Origin of the sequence: Kribbella catacumbae DSM 19601, from assembly GCF_000372465.1 — a bacterium.
GTDB lineage: Bacteria > Actinomycetota > Actinomycetes > Propionibacteriales > Kribbellaceae > Kribbella > Kribbella catacumbae.
This window is the reverse complement of the sequence record NZ_AQUZ01000003.1, coordinates 141,216-159,808: the sequence shown is the minus strand read 5'-3', so window position 1 is coordinate 159,808 and position 18,593 is coordinate 141,216. Positions and strand designations below refer to the sequence as shown.

The 18,593-nt window shown below is 67.5% G+C and carries 17 protein-coding genes; 5 read left to right on the top strand and 12 right to left on the bottom strand.

Annotated features, from left to right (window positions below; translation table 11 throughout):
* Positions 1-181: 181 nt before the first annotated feature.
* The 3 genes from A3ES_RS0104725 to A3ES_RS0104715 are packed head-to-tail and all read right to left on the bottom strand — an operon-like array spanning position 182 to position 2,786.
* Positions 182-1,075 carry a Rossmann-fold NAD(P)-binding domain-containing protein gene (locus A3ES_RS0104725; protein WP_020385632.1) on the bottom strand — a complete coding sequence of 298 codons (894 nt, stop codon included), beginning with the start codon at positions 1,073-1,075 and terminating at the stop codon, positions 182-184.
* Positions 1,075-1,932: a phosphotransferase gene (locus A3ES_RS0104720; RefSeq protein WP_020385631.1), complete on the bottom strand. Its 858-nt coding sequence runs from the start codon at positions 1,930-1,932 to the stop codon at positions 1,075-1,077. The genes A3ES_RS0104725 and A3ES_RS0104720 overlap by 1 nt, the downstream gene beginning before the upstream one ends.
* A gap of 17 nt (positions 1,933-1,949) precedes the next feature.
* Entirely contained in the window at positions 1,950-2,786 is an 837-nt protein-coding gene (locus A3ES_RS0104715) for a nucleoside hydrolase (RefSeq protein WP_020385630.1), read from the bottom strand.
* A 187-nt stretch (positions 2,787-2,973) separates the two neighbouring features.
* On the opposite strand from A3ES_RS0104715, the gene dapD reads away from it, so the two are divergent.
* Together dapD and A3ES_RS0104705 are read left to right on the top strand one after the other, a co-directional pair.
* On the top strand, positions 2,974-3,912 hold the full coding sequence (gene dapD / locus A3ES_RS0104710) for a 2,3,4,5-tetrahydropyridine-2,6-dicarboxylate N-succinyltransferase (protein ID WP_020385629.1): 939 nt from the start codon (positions 2,974-2,976) through the stop codon (positions 3,910-3,912).
* 106 nt (positions 3,913-4,018) lie between these two features.
* Positions 4,019-4,996 carry a VldE C-terminal domain-containing protein gene (locus A3ES_RS0104705; RefSeq protein WP_026162551.1) on the top strand — a complete coding sequence of 326 codons (978 nt, stop codon included), beginning with the start codon at positions 4,019-4,021 and terminating at the stop codon, positions 4,994-4,996.
* Between the two features lie 364 nt (positions 4,997-5,360).
* Here the strand turns inward: A3ES_RS0104705 and A3ES_RS0104700 are convergent, their stop codons facing one another.
* Both A3ES_RS0104700 and fdxA read right to left on the bottom strand, forming a co-directional pair.
* Positions 5,361-5,777 carry a class I SAM-dependent methyltransferase gene (locus A3ES_RS0104700; protein WP_020385627.1) on the bottom strand — a complete coding sequence of 139 codons (417 nt, stop codon included), beginning with the start codon at positions 5,775-5,777 and terminating at the stop codon, positions 5,361-5,363.
* A 90-nt stretch (positions 5,778-5,867) separates the two neighbouring features.
* On the bottom strand, positions 5,868-6,194 hold the full coding sequence (gene fdxA, locus A3ES_RS0104695) for a ferredoxin (RefSeq protein WP_020385626.1): 327 nt from the start codon (positions 6,192-6,194) through the stop codon (positions 5,868-5,870).
* A 208-nt stretch (positions 6,195-6,402) separates the two neighbouring features.
* Here fdxA and A3ES_RS46260 point away from each other — a divergent pair, with 208 nt between their 5' ends.
* Positions 6,403-7,263, top strand: coding sequence for a GNAT family N-acetyltransferase (locus A3ES_RS46260; RefSeq protein WP_420323125.1), 861 nt, complete (start codon positions 6,403-6,405; stop codon positions 7,261-7,263).
* Here the strand turns inward: A3ES_RS46260 and A3ES_RS46255 are convergent.
* Positions 7,240-8,646 carry an MFS transporter gene (locus A3ES_RS46255; protein ID WP_020385623.1) on the bottom strand — a complete coding sequence of 469 codons (1,407 nt, stop codon included), beginning with the start codon at positions 8,644-8,646 and terminating at the stop codon, positions 7,240-7,242. The two genes, A3ES_RS46260 and A3ES_RS46255, sit on opposite strands and share 24 nt — an antisense overlap.
* 59 nt (positions 8,647-8,705) lie before the next feature.
* On the opposite strand from A3ES_RS46255, the gene A3ES_RS0104675 reads away from it, so the two are divergent.
* Positions 8,706-9,137: a type II toxin-antitoxin system PemK/MazF family toxin gene (locus A3ES_RS0104675; RefSeq protein ID WP_020385622.1), complete on the top strand. Its 432-nt coding sequence runs from the start codon at positions 8,706-8,708 to the stop codon at positions 9,135-9,137.
* 59 nt (positions 9,138-9,196) lie between these two features.
* On the opposite strand, the gene A3ES_RS0104670 is transcribed toward A3ES_RS0104675, so the two are convergent.
* From A3ES_RS0104670 to A3ES_RS0104650, 5 genes are all read right to left on the bottom strand, one after another.
* Positions 9,197-10,981 carry a VanW family protein gene (locus tag A3ES_RS0104670; RefSeq protein ID WP_020385621.1) on the bottom strand — a complete coding sequence of 595 codons (1,785 nt, stop codon included), beginning with the start codon at positions 10,979-10,981 and terminating at the stop codon, positions 9,197-9,199.
* 65 nt (positions 10,982-11,046) lie between these two features.
* Entirely contained in the window at positions 11,047-11,562 is a 516-nt protein-coding gene (locus A3ES_RS0104665; protein ID WP_020385620.1) for a flavin reductase family protein, read from the bottom strand.
* A 151-nt stretch (positions 11,563-11,713) separates the two neighbouring features.
* Complete coding sequence (locus tag A3ES_RS0104660; protein WP_026162550.1) at positions 11,714-12,280, bottom strand: hypothetical protein; 567 nt, start codon at positions 12,278-12,280, stop codon at positions 11,714-11,716.
* Positions 12,281-12,878: 598 nt separating this feature from the next.
* A complete protein-coding gene (mshB, locus tag A3ES_RS0104655) occupies positions 12,879-13,790 on the bottom strand; it encodes an N-acetyl-1-D-myo-inositol-2-amino-2-deoxy-alpha-D-glucopyranoside deacetylase (RefSeq protein WP_020385618.1) in 912 nt (303 codons plus the stop codon).
* 58 nt (positions 13,791-13,848) lie between these two features.
* Positions 13,849-14,145: a response regulator transcription factor gene (locus A3ES_RS0104650; protein ID WP_237744855.1), complete on the bottom strand. Its 297-nt coding sequence runs from the start codon at positions 14,143-14,145 to the stop codon at positions 13,849-13,851.
* Positions 14,146-14,264: 119 nt separating this feature from the next.
* On the opposite strand from A3ES_RS0104650, the gene A3ES_RS0104645 reads away from it, so the two are divergent.
* Positions 14,265-16,625, top strand: a complete 2,361-nt coding sequence (locus tag A3ES_RS0104645; protein ID WP_020385616.1) for a helix-turn-helix domain-containing protein — start codon at positions 14,265-14,267, stop codon at positions 16,623-16,625.
* 88 nt (positions 16,626-16,713) lie between these two features.
* On the opposite strand, the gene A3ES_RS46250 is transcribed toward A3ES_RS0104645, so the two are convergent.
* A complete protein-coding gene (locus A3ES_RS46250) occupies positions 16,714-18,441 on the bottom strand; it encodes an ABC transporter substrate-binding protein (protein WP_083933194.1) in 1,728 nt (575 codons plus the stop codon).
* Between the last annotated feature and the right edge of the window lie 152 nt (positions 18,442-18,593).

Below are 18,593 nucleotides of genomic sequence, written 5' to 3'. Positions count from 1 at the left end.
CCTCGCACCCCGCGCCCCCATCACTTGCAGGGCGTGAAGGATTCTTGCCGCTCCGTGGCAATAATCCTTCACACGGTGCAGCGGGCGTACCTGATTACGTGTCCGAGGTTGCGTGCACGCGACGATTGCCGCCAGCAACAAAGCGCGATCAGAAGCTGAAGGCGAAGGAAGGGACGGTCAACTAGTGCGGTGGGGGTGGTGGCGTATTTCCAGCTTGAATCCACTCGACGCAGGCCCGCGCCGACTCCTCAGCCGGACGGAGCTCCAACCCGGCCGCTAACGCCCGCGCGTTGGACAGCTGAAAGGTGCCATCGTTCGAGCCGTCATGCGGCAGGTGGAAGCGGTCCTCGGCAGGATCCCAGACAATCGGCGTAGTCCCCGGTACTACGGAACGCCACGCCTCAGCGAGTGCCGTCATCGTCATCGACGCGCTGACCGCGTTGAAAGCACCACCGCGACCGTCGACGGTCAGACGCAGCAGGAAGGTGGCCAGGTCGCGCGCATCGACGTACTGGATCGGCTGGTCCGGCCGGGCAGCGCATTCGAGCGGCTTGCCGGTGGCGAGCGCCTCGCCCCAGTTGCCGAAGTCCGGGTTGTAAGGCCCGACGACGAAACCGGAGCGCACGGCCGCAGTCCGCGCTCCGAAAGTCTTGGCCAGCAGGGCTTCGGCCTGGACCTTCGACGGACCATAGAGGTCCATCGTGAACTCATCCTCCGGAACGCCCACCGGCCACGGCAACAGCGGCGCATCCTCGGTCATCCCCGGCGTCGTCTTGCTCGCATAGACCGCGATCGACGACATGAAGGTGTAGTGACCGACGCGGTCGCGCAGTAGTTCAGCGCTTCGGCGTACGTCGTGAATCAGGAAGCCGGACATGTCGATCGCCGCGTCCCACTCCCCCGTTGCCAGCGCATCGGGTGCGGATCGCTCGCCGCGCAGGTGCTTCGCCTCAGGGAACAGCGTGGCGTTGGTCCGGCCGCGATTGAACAGGGTCACCTCATGGCCCGACGTCAACGCCGCCTCGACCACGTGCCGGCCGAGGTTCTTGGTCCCGCCGAGCACGAGCAGCTTCATCACAGGTCTCCTACAACGTCGGTCAGCTCTGCCAGCAGCGGAGCGACCCATTCCGTCGACGAGGGCACGGTCCGTACGCCTTCCTCGACGACCCAGGTCAGCGCACGGAGGATGAAGGCGACTCCACCGATCGCGAGTTGCCGCCGGACCAGTTCGGGATCGGTGCCTGCGGCATCGATGTAGCGGGCAACGATCGGCTCGGATTGGTGGCCGACGGCAACGGCATCGCGGACCAGGGTGTAGAGATCACTCAGATGCGGAGCGGCATACGCCAGCGGCCAGTCGACGATGGTCCAGTGGGTGCCCTCGGTGACGAGATTCTTCGGCACATAGTCACCATGTACTACGCGCGCAGGCGCGTCCTGATGCAACTCGTCGAGCCTGGCGGCGACCACCGACTCGAGTCGCTTGGTGAGCTCGGAGTCGGCGGGACTTCGGCGTACAAACTCAAGCAGGTGCTCCGAGGTGAACTCGCTCGGCGCATCAACCGGCTTGGAACGGACGGCGGCCAGGAGCTCGGTCGCAGCCAGGAAGCCCTCCGCCGTGGGCTCCTGCTCCAGATTCACCCGGCCGACATCGGCCAGCACCAGCAGTACGGCGTTGTCCATCTCTGCCAGGTGGATCAGCCGAGGCGCCGGCAACTCGAGTGGCACGACGAACCGCTGGTACGCCGAACCCTCGGTCGTCTGCGCATCGCTGCCCCGCTTGGCGATCACGCTGCGCAATCCGTAGGACAGCCGCCAGACCTCCGACGAGCCCCACTCGCGGAGTACCTCGCCTTTGAGCTCGCTGACGGCGGGCGCCTGGGTAGCGGCCAGGACAGGTCCGGCGATCTTCTCCAGCCAGACGGGGAGCATTCGGAAATCCCTCCAGTTCAGGCGATGGCGGCGAGCATCCGGTCGACGATCCCGCGGGCGACCCGCTCCGGGTCCAGATCCGTCACGATCCGATGCGGACCCGACGTATCCGCCGTGAACCGCGTCAGTCCGTCATCCTCCACGACGATCTGGCCGGTGGCGAACGAAAATAGCTCCGGCTCGACCATCATCAGCACCGCCGCCGGATCGTGCGGCACGTTGAAGTCCTGCTCCCGGTAGGACCAGTACTGCCGGATCTCGGCACCGAGCAGCTCGCCCAGCTTGCCCGCGCCCTCGAGCTCGGCCACCACTGCGGCGTCCAGCCGAAGCCGCGTGGTCTGCTCCAGACCGATCGCCGTCACCGGTAGGCCCGACGCGAAAACGGCCGCAGCCGCCGCGACGTCGCACTTGATGTTGTGCTCCACCTTGCCGGCTCTGAAGTCACCGCCCATCAGGAAGATCTGCTCGAGCTCGTTGCCGGGCGTCTCGACCGCCTCGGCCAGGTTGGTCAACGGCCCGATCGCCAGCACCGTCGACGACTCGGCGAGCAAGGCGATCGGGTCGGCGTCGCTGACCTCTTCCTGGTCGAGATCGGGCATCAGGGCGCCCTCGTGCCCGGCCCAGAAGACCTCCCGGCCGGATCGCGCCGCGCTCCGCCCCGGCACGATCGGCCCGACGTCGCGCCCGGCGACCCGAGCCACCCTGGCGACCATCCGGGCCCGCAGCAGCACGTCGCCGTACACGGTCGTCACGCCGGTCAGGTCGAGTTCCGGCGAACCGAGGATGGCTGCCAGCGCCAGGGCGTCGTCCACATCGGTGCCGATATCGGTGTCGAGGATCAGGGAGATGGGCACTGGATTCCTTCCGTCGTCAAGTCCGGCAGGTTCGAGGCTAGCGAGACACCCACCTGATCATTCGCCCCCTTTTCACCCTCCTTGCGGGCTGTCCGATGCTGCGGGCAGGGCGAGCGAGGGTGAAAAGGGGGCGAATGATCAGGTGGGTGTCGACGATAGGTGACCGGGCGTCTGGCAGGCTTTGGGTATGACTGAGAACGCCACCCGCGCCTGGGGCTTCGGCCTCGCCACCGTCACTGCCTCGGGCAGCGTGCTCGACGTCTGGTACCCAGCCCCCGAACTGGGCGAACCGGCCGCGGACGCGAAGGCGCCGGCCGAGCTGATCGCTGCCGAGGGCAACGACGACCTCCGCCAGGTACGCCGTACGGTCGTGCGGGCCGCGATCACGCTCGACGAGGCACCGGCTGACACCGCTGACGCCTACCTGCGGCTGCACCTGCTCTCGCACCGGCTGGTCCGCCCACACGGCGTCAACCTGGACGGCATCTTCGCCGCGCTGCCGAACAACGCCTGGACTTCGCACGGCCCGGTCCCGGTCGAGGAGATCGAGAACGTCCGGCTCCGCGCCCGCGCCGCCGGGCTGCACCTGACCGTGACGAGTGTGGACAAGTTCCCGCGGATGACCGACTACGTCGTACCGTCCGGAGTCCGGATCGGCGACGCGGACCGGGTCCGGCTCGGCGCGCACCTGGCGTCGGGGACGACTGTGATGCACGAGGGTTTCGTGAACTTCAACGCCGGCACGCTCGGCACCTCGATGGTCGAAGGCCGGATCGTGGCCGGCGTGGTCGTCGACGACGGCAGCGACATCGGTGCCGGCGCCTCGATCATGGGCACCCTGTCGGGCGGCGGGAAAGCCGTCGTCTCGATCGGCAAGCGCTGCCTGCTCGGCGCGAACGGCGGTATCGGCATCTCACTCGGCGACGACTGCGTGGTCGAGGCGGGCCTCTACGTCACCGCCGGTACGAAGGTCACGCTGCCCGACGGCACCGTGGTGAAGGCGCGCGAACTGTCCGGCCAGCCCGGGCTGCTCTACCTGCGCAACTCCGTCACCGGCGCCGTCGAGGCCCGCCCGCGCCAGGGTGAGGGCATCACGCTGAACGAAGCACTGCACGCCAACGCGTGACGGATCACGCCAACCAACGCGAGCGGCAGCACGTCATACTCAGCGTGAACCATCACTCCGCAGTGCCTCCGGAACCTCGGCGCCATCCCCGCACGTTGGGACGGGTATGCCGATGAAGCGTGGCGCTGTGGTCGCAATAGGAGCTGTGGGTGCGCTCGCGCTTGCCGTCGGTGCCGGGATCTCCTGGATCAGCGGCAAGGAGTTCGGACCGCTGCTGCCGCCACGCGAGCAGTGCGAGGCGACGGTCAGCGGCGGGACCGTAGTACTGGATCTGGAGCAGGCCGAGTCCGCGGCGATCATCGTCGGCATCGCGGTACGCCGTGGGCTGCCGGCGCGGGCTGCGACGATCGCCTTGGCTACGGCGTACCAGGAGTCGGGGCTTCGCAACCTGGCGCATGGGGACCGGGACTCGCTCGGGCTGTTCCAGCAGCGGCCGTCGCAGGGGTGGGGGACGGCGACGCAGGTGCAGGATCCGCACTACTCGGCGGCGAAGTTCTATGACGCTCTGGTGAAGGTGAAGAACTACCAGACGTTGGCTGTGACGGTCGCGGCTGATCGGGTGCAGCGGAGCGCCTTCCCCAACGCGTATGCCGATCATGAGGCGGATGCGCGTGTTCTCGCCTCCGCGTTGACGGGGCAGTCGAAGGCGTCGTTCAGTTGCACGGTCGACACGGCGTCGCTGCCTGCTGAGGTGATGGGCCGGAACGGGCTGACGCCACGCGCCGAGACGGTTCGGAAGGATCTGGCGGCGACCTTTGGCAAGCTCTCGACCGGTGGGTATCAGCCCGGCGGGGTGACTACTGGGCATATGGAAGGCTCGGCCCATTACGAGGGTCGGGCCGTCGACATCTTCGTCAAACCCATCTCGACCGCCAACACGGTCAAGGGCTGGGCGCTGGCGCAGTACCTGGTCGCCCGAGCCGAGATGCTGGGCATCCGGACAGTCATCTTCAGCGACAAGATCTGGACCTCTGGCGGGCGCTCGGACAGCGGCTGGCGCGACTACACCGCACCAGACCGCCCGGGCAACAACGACACCCTCCGGCACCTGGACCACGTCCACGTCGACGTCATCGACGAGTAGCCCCCCACGCAGGCGGAGGGCTCGTCCACGGCCGGAGGGGTTCGCCCCCTGGCGGAGGGGTTCGCCACGGGCGGAGGGGTTCGCCACGGGCGGAGGGGTTCGCCCCCTGGCCGAGGGGTTCGCCACGGGCCGAGGGGTTCGCCAGCGGCGGAGGGGTTCGCTCCTCGTGATGGGGTTCGCCCCCTGGCAGAGCAGGGGGCGAAGCCCCGGAGGAGGGGTGAAGCACACCGAGAGGCGGGCCGAAGCCGGGGCGGGGCCGGGGCGGGGCCGGGGGCGGGGCGGGAGCGGAGGGCGAAGGGCGGCGAGGTCGAGGGCCCCCGGGTTGGGGCCCAGGTGGTCGGCGGCGACGTCATCGAGCAGCAGGTCAGAGTCTGACCTCGCGTAGTGGGCTGCCGCCGTCGATGAGCAGGCGGCCGGTGGGGGTGAGGGCTGCCGCGATGCGTGTTAGCGACAGGCTCTCCAGCTCGGGATGGCGTCCATCCAGAGCGCCCACGCGGATGGCGAAGGCCAGGTCGTACGGCGGTTCGCCGGGCGCCAGTTCGAAGGACTCGATGGTTGACTGGCGGAACGCCAGACCCGGCATCCGGCCCCCGGCCAGGGCCTGGGTGATCGCCTTGGCCGAGCGGTCGACGCCCAGGACGAAACCGGTCGGGCCGACTCGTCTAGCAACCTCGCGAGCCGCGGCTCCGGGGCCGCAGCCGAACTCCAGGACGCGGAGGCCCGGGGTGAGGGGTAGGGCGTCGACGATCGCAGCCAAGCGTGGGGACAACGGAGCCGGCATCAGAGACCTCCCTCAGGTCGATGATGCCAAAGCAAAAGAAGCACCCGGGGATCGAAGGATCGCCCGGGTGCTTCGAACAAGCTCGAAGTCCTACTCGTCGTGCTCCTGCGGGGGCAGCGCGGCGATGAAGGCGTGGTCCTTGTCGATCTTGCCCATCTTGGAGGCGCCGCCGGGGGAGCCTAGGTCGTTGAAGAAGTCGACGTTCGCGGTGTAGTAGTCCTTCCACTGCTCCGGGGTGTCGTCTTCGTAGTAGATCGCCTCTACCGGGCAGACCGGCTCGCACGCTCCGCAGTCGACGCACTCGTCCGGGTGGATGTACAGCATCCGGTTGCCCTCGTAGATGCAGTCGACGGGGCACTCCTCGACGCAGGCGAGATCCTTGAGGTCAACACACGGCTGCGCGATGACGTAGGTCACTGGTACTCCTCCTATAGCCAGCAGGCGCAGCGGACTGGATGCTGCGGTGCGATGTTTCCGATGCTCATATGGTGGTGCGGCTACCTAGTATCACGGTAGTCCCAGCCCCACTCTGCCAGGAGTCCGTATTGTGTCAGGCCTCAGTGCCCGTGATATCGGCCACCGTGTCGTGGTCCGCCACCGGCTTCCGGGCGGCCAGTTGACCGATGTGCTCGGGGTGTTGCAGGCATACGACGCTGGCTCGCTGGTTGTCCGGCACTCTGACAGTACGCTCCACCAGATCCATTCGGGAGCCGTCTCAGCAGCCAAACGGATCCCGCCCATGCCACTGCGCCCTGTGGACGTCCAGCAACTGTTCCTCACCACTGCACTCGGCCGACCTGCCGTGGAGACCTCGTACGTCGGCCAGTGGCTCCTGCGAGCCTCTGAGGGCTGGACCGGCCGGGCTAACTCCCTCCTGCCGGCCGGTGACCCCGAGATGCCTGTCTCGGAGGCTCTGAAGCGGGCGGAGGCGTTCTACACCGAGCGCGGCCTTCCCCCGCTCGCCCTGGTCCGCTTGGAGAGCCCGGAGGCCGCAGAGTTCGGTCAGCTCGGCTGGGTCGACGCCCGGCCGCAGCAAGGCGACGTACTGGTTCTGCACACTACCCTGGACCTGGTGAATGCCGCGCCCGGCTACAAGGTCACCGTCAGCGACAAGCCGGACGCGGCCTGGTACGAAGCGGCCTTCGAGGGCACTCCCCCAGCTGCAGCTCCGGCAGTGATGGAGGGTGCGCCCAAGGCGGCATTCGCCTCTGTGGAGCTCGACGGCAAGGTCGTGGCAGTCGGCCGTGGCGCAATGACCGGCCACTGGCTGGGAGTAGACGCAGTACGAGTCGACCCGGCGTACAGGCGTCGTGGGCTCGGTACAGCCGTCCTGCAGGGCCTTGCCCGCTGGTCTGGGCAGCTAGGCGGCCGCCGCAGCTATCTGGAGGTCGTCGAGGACAACGTCCCGGCCCTGACCACCTACACCAGCCTCGGGTACGCCGTGGCCTACCGCTACCGCTACCTAACGAACCAGCCGCCGAGCTGACCAAGCGCCCGCCAGCGCAAGCCCGGCAAACCCAGCCAGTACTACGCCGAGCGCACCCGGGGCTGATGTAGTCCCACCGACCAGCGACGCGTAGACAGAGCCGGCCACCGCGACCCCAAGCGCCCCAGACAGCTGCGCGTTGGTCGTGACCACTCCAGACAAGTCCGACGCGTACTGCGTTGGCATGGCGGACGTGATCGCGCCAATCAGCGTGTTCGAGCTGAACCCGAGCCCTAGCCCGCCAATCCCCAGCAAAACGAACAGCAGCGGCCCAGACAGCCCACCGAGCAACAGGTAGGCCAACACAGCCAGGTAGCCAACTGCCAGCACCAGGCACCCGATCACCGGCATCCAGTGGAACCCTTCCGGCAGCCGCGGCAGGATCGGCCCGGCCAGCCCGAAGGCGGCCACCCAGACCACCATGGCGAAGCCCGAGTACGCCGGCCCTTTGCCGAGCCCTTGCTGCAGGTAGAGCGCGAGTACGAAGAGCAGGGCGAAGTAGGTCGCAGTAGTGAGCCCGTGAGCCAGCAAGCCGGCCCGCACGGCAGGAGTACGCAGTACAGGGCGAGCGATCAGCGGGCGCCCACCCCGTGCCGCCGTACGCCGCTCGCCGAGCTCGAACAAGACAACAACAGGAATGCTGCAAGCCAGGCAAATCCAGGACCACAATGGCCAGCCGCGCTCGGAGCCGAGCAGCAGCGGCACGATCACCAGCAGGACCGCACCCGACAAGGTGACCACCCCGCGAAGCTCGATCGACTGCCGCTGCTCGGCGAAGGCATCGGTATCGGTATCGGCCGGCAGCCGGCGCAGCGCCACCACCAGCAGCACCACACCGATCGGCACATTGATCAAGAAGATCGGCCGCCACGCCGTACCGAACAGGTCGGCCGCGATCAACAGTCCGCCGAGAATCTGACCGGCCACCGCGCCGCCGGACAGCGCGATCGAGAAGTACCCGAGCGCCTTCACCCGGTCGCGGCCGGCGAAGTACAGCTGGATCCCGCTCAGCACCTGCGGCACCATCAGAGCGGCCCCGGCACCCTGGACGAACCGCGCCGCGGTCAGCGAGTAGATCTCCGGAGCCAGCCCGCAAGCCAGCGACGCGACCGTGAACACCTGCAGGCCGAGCAGGAACACCCGCCGATAGCCCCACGACGAGCCCAGCCGGGCCCCGGTGATCAGCAGTACTGCGAACGCCACGACGTACCCGGAGACCACTAGCGCGACCTGGCCCTCCGAGGCCTGCAAGGTGGCGCCGATCGACGGAGCCGCGATGTTGGCGACGGCGGTGTCGATGTTGGCCATGAACTGGCCGGTCAGCAGTACCGCGAGGATCGCCGTACGGCCGGTGGTCCGGGGAGACTGGGTGGTTGGGTGCACAGCAGTTCAACGTGTCGCGACACCCCGGTGTGAGGGCGCGGAGTCGGTATCGTCGGCCCATGGCTGAACTGGCGCGACCGGAGTACGCGGGTGACTACGAGGGCACGGTGCACGTCGAGTACACGCCGCACCCGGACGACGGGGTCGCCGACCCGGGCGAGATCGTCTGGACCTGGGTGCCCTTCGAGGAGGACCACCACCGCGGCAAGGACCGGCCGGTGCTGGTCGTCGGCTCGGACGGGCCGTGGCTGCTGGCGCTGATCCTGACCAGCAAGGACCACGACCGCGACGCGGCCGACGAGGCGCGCTGGGGGCGGGTCTGGCTCGACATCGGCGGCGGCCTCTGGGACAAGGAGGAGCGCGAGAGCGAAGTACGACTCGATCGCGTACTGCGTGTCGACCCGGCCCAGGTACGCCGGGAGGGCGCCGCGATCGGCGAGGACCTCTTCCACCAGGTCGCCGAAAACCTCCACACCCTGTACCGCGCCTGAACCCGGGCCGGACAGGACGAAGGGCCGCCCCGAACCGGGACGGCCCGGTCGACGATGGTTCAGCTGGGTGGGCGGGTGGTGGTGGACGGTTTGCCCGTGCTCGGCGTCGGTGGCGTGTCGGTCGAGGCCGGCGGCGTGGGCGGCGTAGTACCCGGCTTCGGACCGCAGCGGATATCGTCGGCCGCGTTGTAGTTCGTGACGAACGACTCGGTCTTGACCCGCTGGCCGTTCTTCGCGAAGTACCGGTAGATCTTGATGTCGAAGCCACCGGTCGGCGCCTGCGCCCGGCAGTTCGGCTCGGTGTTGTAGACCAGCCCGGGGGCGCGGAAGTTCGTCTTCTCCGACTGTCCGGCGGTGATGTCCCAGACCTTGGTGCCCCAGATCTTCACCGTGATGACGCCCGGGCTGTTCGGCGTCGAGGCCGTGAACAGGGTCTGCACGAGGATGCCGTGCCCGGAGTCGTTGAGGAACTTCAGGTCCACCGACGGCCAGGCCACGGTCGCCTCGCGGCCGACCGGGTAGCGGTTGATGTAGACGCTGTGCGCCTTGTGCTCGACATCCTTCAGGCCGGCGAAGAAGGCCGCGTTGAAGGTCGTCGTGGCCGACTGCGAGACGCCGCCGCCGAGGTCCAGGACGAACTTGCCGCCGTTGATGATGTTGCCCTCGGTGAACCCGTTCGCCTTGGTCCGCTCGCCGACGATCTTGTTCAGGCTGAACATCTCGTTCGGCTTGAGCATCGTGCCGTTGATCTTGCGGGCGGCGGTGCCGATGTTCACGTTGCGGTAGGTGGCGTGCGGGAACTTGGTGGTGAACTGCCCCATCACCTCCTTGATCCCCAGCGCCGTGGCCGCCTCGGTGGTGACGGCGGCCTTGGTGTGCGAGAGGCCGACCGCGGCGGTCCGCTGACCCGACGGCTTCGGCAGCAGCGCGAGGATCGCCGGGGCCACCTTGTCGCGGGCGACGACCATGCCGTCGACGGCCGGGATCACCTTCGGCTTGCCGGCCACGATCTGCACCGTGGCGTCCTTCGGCAGTGTCTCGAGCTTCTTGAACCGTTCGACGAACAGCGGCTCCAGCAGCTTTGCGTTCAGGCTCGGCGTGAAGCCGCCGTCCTTCGCAACCAGGGTCAGCGCGGGAGCGATCTCCTCCGGCTGCAGGTCGGCGCTCTTGTCCCCGACGGTCAGCCGGACCGGGCCGGACATCGCGGGCACGGCGTACTCGGTCATCGCCTTGTCGATGGCCTCGCTCCCGGCCTTCGGCTTGGTCACGCTGACCTGCAGGTCCTTCGGGTTGCCGTCCGACGGGAAGCCGGAGACGACCGTCTCGGTGGCCTTCTCGTTGTCCACCTGCAGGCCGTCGGCCGACGGGTGCTGGACGGCCTTGGCCTTCACGAAGGTGATGGTGCCTTCGGTGGCCGGCCGGTTGACCTGGGTGGCCAGCTTCTCGATGGCGGCCTTCAGCTTGGCCTCGTCCTTGGCGACCACCGGCTGGACCGCGTCGCCGCCGGTCATCCCCTGCCAGATCCGGGCCGGGTTGAGGCTGCGCCCGGCACCCGCCTCGGCGATGGTGGCGTCCACGTCGAGGGTGAGGCCGGCCTCAGCGGGCTTCACCTGGTACGTCGACGGGCCCGCCTTGACCTTGATCGGCAGCACCAGGCGATCCTTCAGCCCGGCCTGCAACTTGGCCTTCGCGTCGTCCTCGGACAGTCCGCCGAGGGAGATCCCCAGCACTGTCGTATCCCCTGGCACCTTGTCGCCGGTCAGCGCGAACGCCAGACCATAACCGACCACGAGCACCCCGAGCCCCGCCGCGGCGATGATCCCCGCGAGCTGCTTTCTCCCCACCGGACGAAGTCCTCCTGCTCGAAACCATGTGACAGCAACGGCACAGACTACAGGACAGGGCAGGTTTATCTGCCCTTGAGTGCCCGGTACCCGCCCGCGTAGTAGATCAGGGCCGAGGGGTCATCCGGCTCGCCGGTGCCGAGGCTCAGGACCTCGCCGACGACGATCGTGTGGTCGCCGCCCGGGTACGTCGCCCAGGTCCGGCACTCGAGCCAGGAGAGCGCTCCCTCGATCAGCGGGCAGCCGGTCTTCGGCCCCGGCTGGGTGCCGATCCCGTCGAACTGGCTGTACAGGTCCCGCCCCGACTTGGCGAACCGCTCAGCGATCTCCCGATGGGTGTCGGCCAGTACCGAGATCGCCCAGTCCCCACGCTCCAGTACCGCGTCGTGCATCCGGACCGCGTAGTCGACACACACCAGCACCAGCGGCGGATCCAGCGAGACGGAGGTGAACGCGTTCGCGGTCATCGCGTGCGCGACCCCGCCCTGCATCGTGCTCATGATTGTGATGCCCGACGCGAACCGGCCCATCGCAGCACGGAACGCCCCGGCGTCGACACTGCCACTGGGATCCGGGTTCACCCCAGCAGCCTAAGACCCCCGGAAGGTTGACGCCTCAACTGAGCGTGTGGAACCGCTCACGCCAGTAGGTCGCGGCTCCTCACCATGCCGCTCTTAGCTTAGCGCGGCGGCCTCACCCCACGATCACGGGCTAACCGCTCAAAGCCGGCCCCTAAGGGCCGTTATCGCCCAACGGGCCAGCGGGGGATGCCTCGAAAGGCGGGAAGAGCTCGGATCTCCACGGGACAACGCTGAAGCGGGTGACCTGAAGATGCTGTTCGCCGTGCTCGGCAGACATAGCCTGCACCTCCATGACAAGCCCGGTCTCATCATCCTCAATGACTGAAATGCTCTTGTATCGAGGATGGCGAAACTCATACCGCTGGGTCGGGCGCCCGAGAAACTCACAGGAAATACCCGCTGCAGCCGCCGGCATCGTAACGCCCAGCCAGCCACACACAGAAGATAAATCTCGAATCGCGAGGACCTCCGGTACCGGCAGGTCGATCAGGTGGGACGGAGCGTCGGGGCCAATGTTTGCAGGGTCCGTATCCTCCACCCATAGCAGCTCTCCGCTGCCGGAACGCACGGCGATCTGCTCACGTGCGATCCAGCAGTCCAGAGAGCGAGGGGCGAAGCGAAGAGCTCCGGTTGACGCGAGAGTCGCCACCACAACATCCGAGATTCTGAACGAGCCAACCGGCTGTGGTGACTGGTCAGACATCGACCAGGTGCTCATCTTCGCCCTCCGAGTCTGGGGTCTCAGCTTCAACACAAGACAACTGAGTCCGAGTAGGCGCTGGCAGAATTCTGCACGCCGTCAGGCCAAGCGAGCCGATCCCCCACGTACGGTACGTTCCGCGGCCGGCGTGGGCGCACGTGTCGGAGTCACCCCAGTACATCGTGGTTGCAACAGTCTCCCGACTGCAACTCCTAGTGGACCGGTTTGTCCACTTCCCGTAGTAGTCGAGGTACTGGAGGTATGCACAGACCTTCTGAACTCCGAATCACCCGCACAAACCTGCTTCGCACTCCATCCCAACCCCGGCGGATATGAGTGAGCGTTCGGCTTGTTTGCGGTCCCTTTGCAGCCCCAAGGGGCTGTGACCTTCCCCGAACCTGGGCCGATCTTCCACGAACCATCTGGCCGACGATGATAGTCATGCCGCCCAGCGTTCATGGCGACTGCTATCCGTCTCGCTTTCTCGCGCGCAACAGGTCGATTGTCGGCCAACGGTCGCCCCAAAAGATTAGTCACCAATCACTCGGGGCCGACCTCTGACGGGGATCGGAACTGACGGCCGAACCAATTTCCACAACTATCTCTCTTGATGGACTCACAGACCGGCGAAGAGGTCGTTCTCCACGCCGTCAGGCCCCGGGGCCGCCGTGCCCTTGACGAGCCGGTAGGCCTCGCTGCCCCAGATCTCGAGACCGTTGTTGTTCGAGAGAGCGAAGAACGGGCCGTCGAGGGTGATCTGGGTGGCGTGGGCCTTCATCGCGTTCATTTTGCGATCGAGGTATTCCTCGGCGTTGATCACGCAGTCGACGTAGCGGTCCGGTGTGACGTACGGGCCGAGTGGGCCCTCGGGGTCCAGCCCCTCGAACGTCGTGGTGTCGCCCGACTCGCGAAGCCTGCGCAGGCTCTCCCGCATGGCCGACTCGGCCATCGCCAGCCAGTAGACCTTCGAGATGTCCCAGGCCTCCCCCAGGTCCTCCCGGTACGACGGTGCCGCGGCCAGGGCTGCGGCGTACGTCGCGACGCGGTGTGCCTTGACGTGGTCCGGGTGGCCGTAGTTGCCGTACTGGTCGTAGGTGACCATGACCTGCGGGCGAACCTCGCGGATCACCGGCACCAGGTCGTTCGCCGCGGCCAGCAGGTCGGCCTGCCAGAAGCTGTCCGACCGGGTCTCCGGCGGGACAGCGGCATTGCCCTGCTCGTCGTAGATCATCCCGGTGTCGCGGTACTTGCCCGGGCCGCCGAGGAAGCGGTGGTCGGTGACACCCAGCTCGTCCATCGCGGCCGCCAGCTCGCCGATCCGGTGCTTGCCGAGCTCGTCGCTCTGGTCGGAGGCCAGGTGCTCCAGCTCCGGGACCAGCACCTCGCCCTCCTCGCCGAGGGTGCAGGTGATCAGAGTGACCTGCGCTCCCTCGGCGACATACCTCGCCATCGTCACGCCGTTGTTGATCGTCTCGTCGTCCGGATGGGCATGGACCAGCAGCAGCCTGCGGTCGGGAAGCTCACTCATATCGCCAGCCTACGTGGGCCTCCGGACAGTTTCCCGGCCCTGGATCAGCCGCTGGGTCCTAGCCGAACCGGCGGACCAGCAGACAGCCGGCCTGGAACCGTGACCTGGCACCGAGCCCGGCGATCAGCGCACTGATCTCGGCCCGGACCGTGCGCAGCGAGAGCCCCAGCTGGCGGGCGATCGCGGCATCCTTGGCTCCGGTCGCCATCAGCCGGCCGATGGTGACCTGGCGGCTGGTGAGCTCCTTCGCGACAGCCGGCGTCCGGCGCCGCGACCGCAGCTCGTAGACCTCACAGACGACCTCCGGCGCGAAGTCCTCGCGTCGCACCACAGGAACAGCCTGGTAAACCGACATCAACATCTCCTCCCCAGTCGACGTGCAGGTCCAATCCTCGACCGGCCCCGACCGGGTCACCAGGTACAACCCATACAGTTCACCCATACAAAAGTCGGCGATCGCTGGAGGTCACAGGAGTGGACTCGCAGTTCGCGGCCCTGCTCCGGCGGCACCGGACCGCCGCCGGCCTGACCCAGGACGAGCTGTCGGCCGGCTCCGGGATCAGCGTGCAGGCGATCAGCACCCTCGAGCGCGGCACCCGGCGCTACCCGCAGCTCAGCACGGTCGAGGCCCTGGCCGACGCCCTCCACCTGGACGCGGACCAGAAGGCCGCTCTGGCCTCCGCAGCCTCCCGCCGCGGCCGCAGCGACAAGACCAGACCCAAGCCAGCCCTGGCGGCCTCGCCCAGGCAGCTGCCGTTCGCGAGTGGCGACTTCACCGGACGGGTCCGGGAGATGGAGCTGCTGACCAAGCACTTGGCCTCTGTGAAGGGCGCCAGCGTTACAGCCATCACCGGCATGGGTGGCATTGGCAAAACCACTCTGGCCATCCACGCCGCTCACCAGGTCGCAGAGCACTTCCCGGACGGCCAGCTGTACCTCGACCTGCGCGGCTTCGGCATCGGCCCGCCACTAGAACCCCTGGACGCCCTGACCTACCTACTGGAGGACCTGGGCGAGACCCCACCCGCAGACCTGGCGACAGCAACCGGCCGCTTCCGTACTGCGCTCGCAGGCCGCCGCCTGGTGCTACTGCTCGACAACGCCTCCGACCATGAGCAGGTCCGGCCGCTGCTGCCGGGTTCCGGCGGCAGTGCGGCCATCGTGACGAGTCGCCGCAGCATGGCCGGGCTGAGTGGCCGCCAGTTCCAGTTGGGTGAGCCGCCGCTGGAGGAGTCCATCGAGATGCTCCGTCGCATCTCAGAGCGCCCAGACGCGCCAGAGAGCGACTGCGCGGAGGTGGTGCGGCAGTGCGGTGGCCTGCCGCTGGCAATACGGATGGCAGGTGCGCGGCTGGCGTCCCGCCCGACCTGGCCGGTCGCCCACCTCGCCGAGCGGCTGGCGGACGGCCGTCGCCGGCTGGACGAGCTGCAGCTGGACGACTCCGGCGTACGGGCGACGCTGGTGCTGTCGATCGAGCAACTGGCCGGCAGCGACGACCCGATCGACGTACAGGCCGTCACTATGTTCGCGCTGCTTGGGTTGTCGGACTCAGTAGATCTCACCTCGGCACTGGCGGCTGCCCTGTCGGACAGTCCTGAGCCGGAGGCTGTCGTAGTACTCGAGCGGCTGGTGGACGTGCACCTGCTCGCGACGCCCAGCCCTGGGCTGTACCGGCTGCACGACCTCGTACGAGTGGCTGCGCGTGAGCTGGCCGAGCAGATGCTGACCGAGCCGGCCAAGGCGGCTGCCAACAGCAGGTGGATCAGGCGGGTCTCCGCCGTTGTCTGGAAGGCCAGCGAGTACGCCGGACACGGGGTGACTCGTGACGGGTGGCTCGACAAGGAGTGGCTCACCGGCGCGCAGGACCTGTCCAGCCAGGACGACGTACTCACCTGGCTGGACAAGGAGCGGGCCAACCTGGTCGGCGTCGTGCAGCAGGCTGCCGTGGACCAGCCCAGCCTCGCAGTACAGCTCACTGTCGGCCTCAACGCGTACTACGCCCTCCGCCGGGCCTGGCTCGAGTGGCTACAAGCCAACGAGGCCGTACTGCGCCTGGTGAGCGGCGGACCCGACCGCATCGCGGAAGGCCTAGTGCTGCACGACCTCGGCGCCGCTCATGCCGAGCTGGGCCAGCACGAGCAAGCCGTGGCTCCTCTGCGCCGGGCAGTCGACTCCGCAGAGGCCTCAGGCGACGGCAACCTCCAAGCACTCTGCCTGAGCAGCCTCAGCCATGTCCTGGAACGCACCGGCCGGACCACCGACGGCATCCCGTACGCCGAACGCGCCCGCGAGATCGGCCTGCGACTGGGGATCCCGCCGCGAGCGGCCTGGGCCTGCCTGGCGCTCGGCATGCTCTACCTGAAGACCGGGATGGCCGACTCGGCCCGCCGGCTGTTCGACGAGGCGATGGACATCCTGGTCGAGCCGGGCCAGGAGAAGTACCGCGGCATGATCGCCCAGAACGTAGGCGTCGCCTACCGCGAGGCCGGCCAGTACGACGTCGCCTGCGAAGCCCTGCACCAGAGTCTGACTCTCTATCGCATCGCGCGCACGGCGATCCCGCAGGCCGAAGTACTCAACGAGCTCGGCCGCCTCCGGATGGCGCAAGGCCGGTACGACGAAGCCATCGCCGCCCAGAGCGAGGGCCTGGCCATCGCGGGGCAGTACGGCGACTGGCTGTGCGAGGCGGACATCCGCAAGAGCCTCGGCGAGGTCCACCGGGCCCAGGGCCGTCTCCCGGAGGCCCGGCGCGAGTGGCGGATCGCCCTGTCCATCCATGAGCAGCACGACGCCCACGGCGCCGCCGCCCTGGAGCAACTCCTCCGCTCCACCTGATCCCAGGACTTGGACAAGGAAGAAGGGCGGCTCCCCGAAGGGAACCGCCCCTCTCATCACCTACCTGGCGATGGGTCCTGCACCTCGATCAGTTGGCCTTCTTCAGACCGATCTGGGTGAGGTCGATCAGACCACCCGTGTTGGGGTCTGCCACGCCGTTGTCGATGTTGGAGCCGACGACGTACACGTTGAGGTCCTGAACGGTCGGCACCAGCGGCGCCGTCTTCATGATCTCGGCGTACAGGTCGGACAGGCCGCTGGTGAGCTTGGCCTTGTCGGTCTCCTTGGCCAGTTCGGCCATCTTGTCCCAGCCCACGTTGCTACGGCCGTAGTTGTTCTGCGCGGCCTTGTTCGGCGCCGTGGTGTCCGGTCCGAGAACCGGCGGAACGACGGTCGCAAGGCTCGCCCAGTCGTAGCACCAGCCGGCGGTGATCAGATCGGTCGCCGACTTGTCTTCCTGCTGAGTCGAGTAGTAGTTGTCACCCGGGATCTTGCGGATGTCGACGTTGACGCCGATAGCCTTCCAGGATGCCTGCGCGGCCTCGGCAGCCTTGACGGCCAGACCCGAGTCAGCGGTGCCCAGGGTCAGCTTCTCGCCCTTGTAACCGGCCTCGGTCAGCAGCGCCTTGGCCTTCTCCTTGTCGCCCTCCGGCGGAGCCTTGAAGTGCTCCTCCGCCTTGTAGCCGTCCATGTCGTCCGGAATGATCGAGTCGACCACCGCGGCCAGCCGCTCGCCACCACGACCGTCGCGGTAGGTGGTCCGGTCGAGACCGTAGTACAGCGCCTCGCGCATCTTCTGGTTCTTCAGCAGCGGCTTCTGCTGGTTGAACGCGACGTAGCGACGGCAGATGTCCTCGGACTCGACGACCCGGTCCTTGACCGTCGCACCGTTCGTCTTGGCGATGTTCTCCGGCTGGACACCGGCGAAGCTCACCGAGCTCTTGTCAGCCGCACCATCGGCGAACAGCCGCTGGTCGACGGTCGCCTCGGCGTCACCGAACTTGAAGATGAACTTGTCCGGAAGCGCGTTACGCAGCGGGTCCGTCTTCTGGTCCCAGTTCTCGTTGCGGACCAGCACCAGCGTCTTCTTGCGGACGTAGGACTCGATCTTGTACGGACCGGTCGAGACCGGCTTGTTGTCGTACGCGGTCTTGGTGTCCTTGGCCTTCGGGACCGGCGACCAGACCTTCATGCTCGCGGTGCCCTCGAAGGTCGGCACCGCACGGTTCAGCTTGAAGACGACCGTCTTCTCGTCCGGGACCTCGATCCCGGTACAGCCCTTGCCGCCGTTGTTGCCGGCGATGTAGGGGCCCTTGTAGCCGGGGCAGTCGAGGTACTCGTGCGCGTACGGCGCACCCTCCTGCATGTCGGCCGAGAAGGACCGCTCGGCGCCGTACTTGATGTCGGCGGCAACGATCGGCGAACCGTCCTCGTACTTCAGTCCGTCCTTCAGCTTGAAGGTCCAGGTCTTGAAGTCGGGGGTCGACTCGTAGCTGGCAGCCAGGTCGTTCTCCAGGACGATCTTCTTCGCCTTGGCGTCGTACCGGTAGTCCGTCAGCGTCCGGGTGATCAGCTTGCCGATCATGCTGGAGTCGGTGACGAAGTTACGCTGCGGGTCGAGGTGCTCGACGTCGTTGACGTGGTAAACGGTGACGGTGCCCCCCTTGGCCCCGGCCGTGCCTGTAGTAGTCGGGCTGCCGGCGTCATCGCTGCCGCCGCCGCAGGCGGTCGCCACCAGGGTCAGGGTGACCCCAGCAGCAATTACCTGTCCTACTCGTTTGGCGTACTTCATAGCCAGTAGTTCCTTCCTTGTCATGACGTTCCACGCCGGGTCGCGGCGGCCGGATAGGTCATCTGGCGTCAATTCGCGGTCATCAACTCACGGATCCACAGGTGGCGCAACGAGCATTCGGCTCGGTGACCAGATCGTGATTGGTTCATTGCCATCGATAGATCTTTCAGCTACTC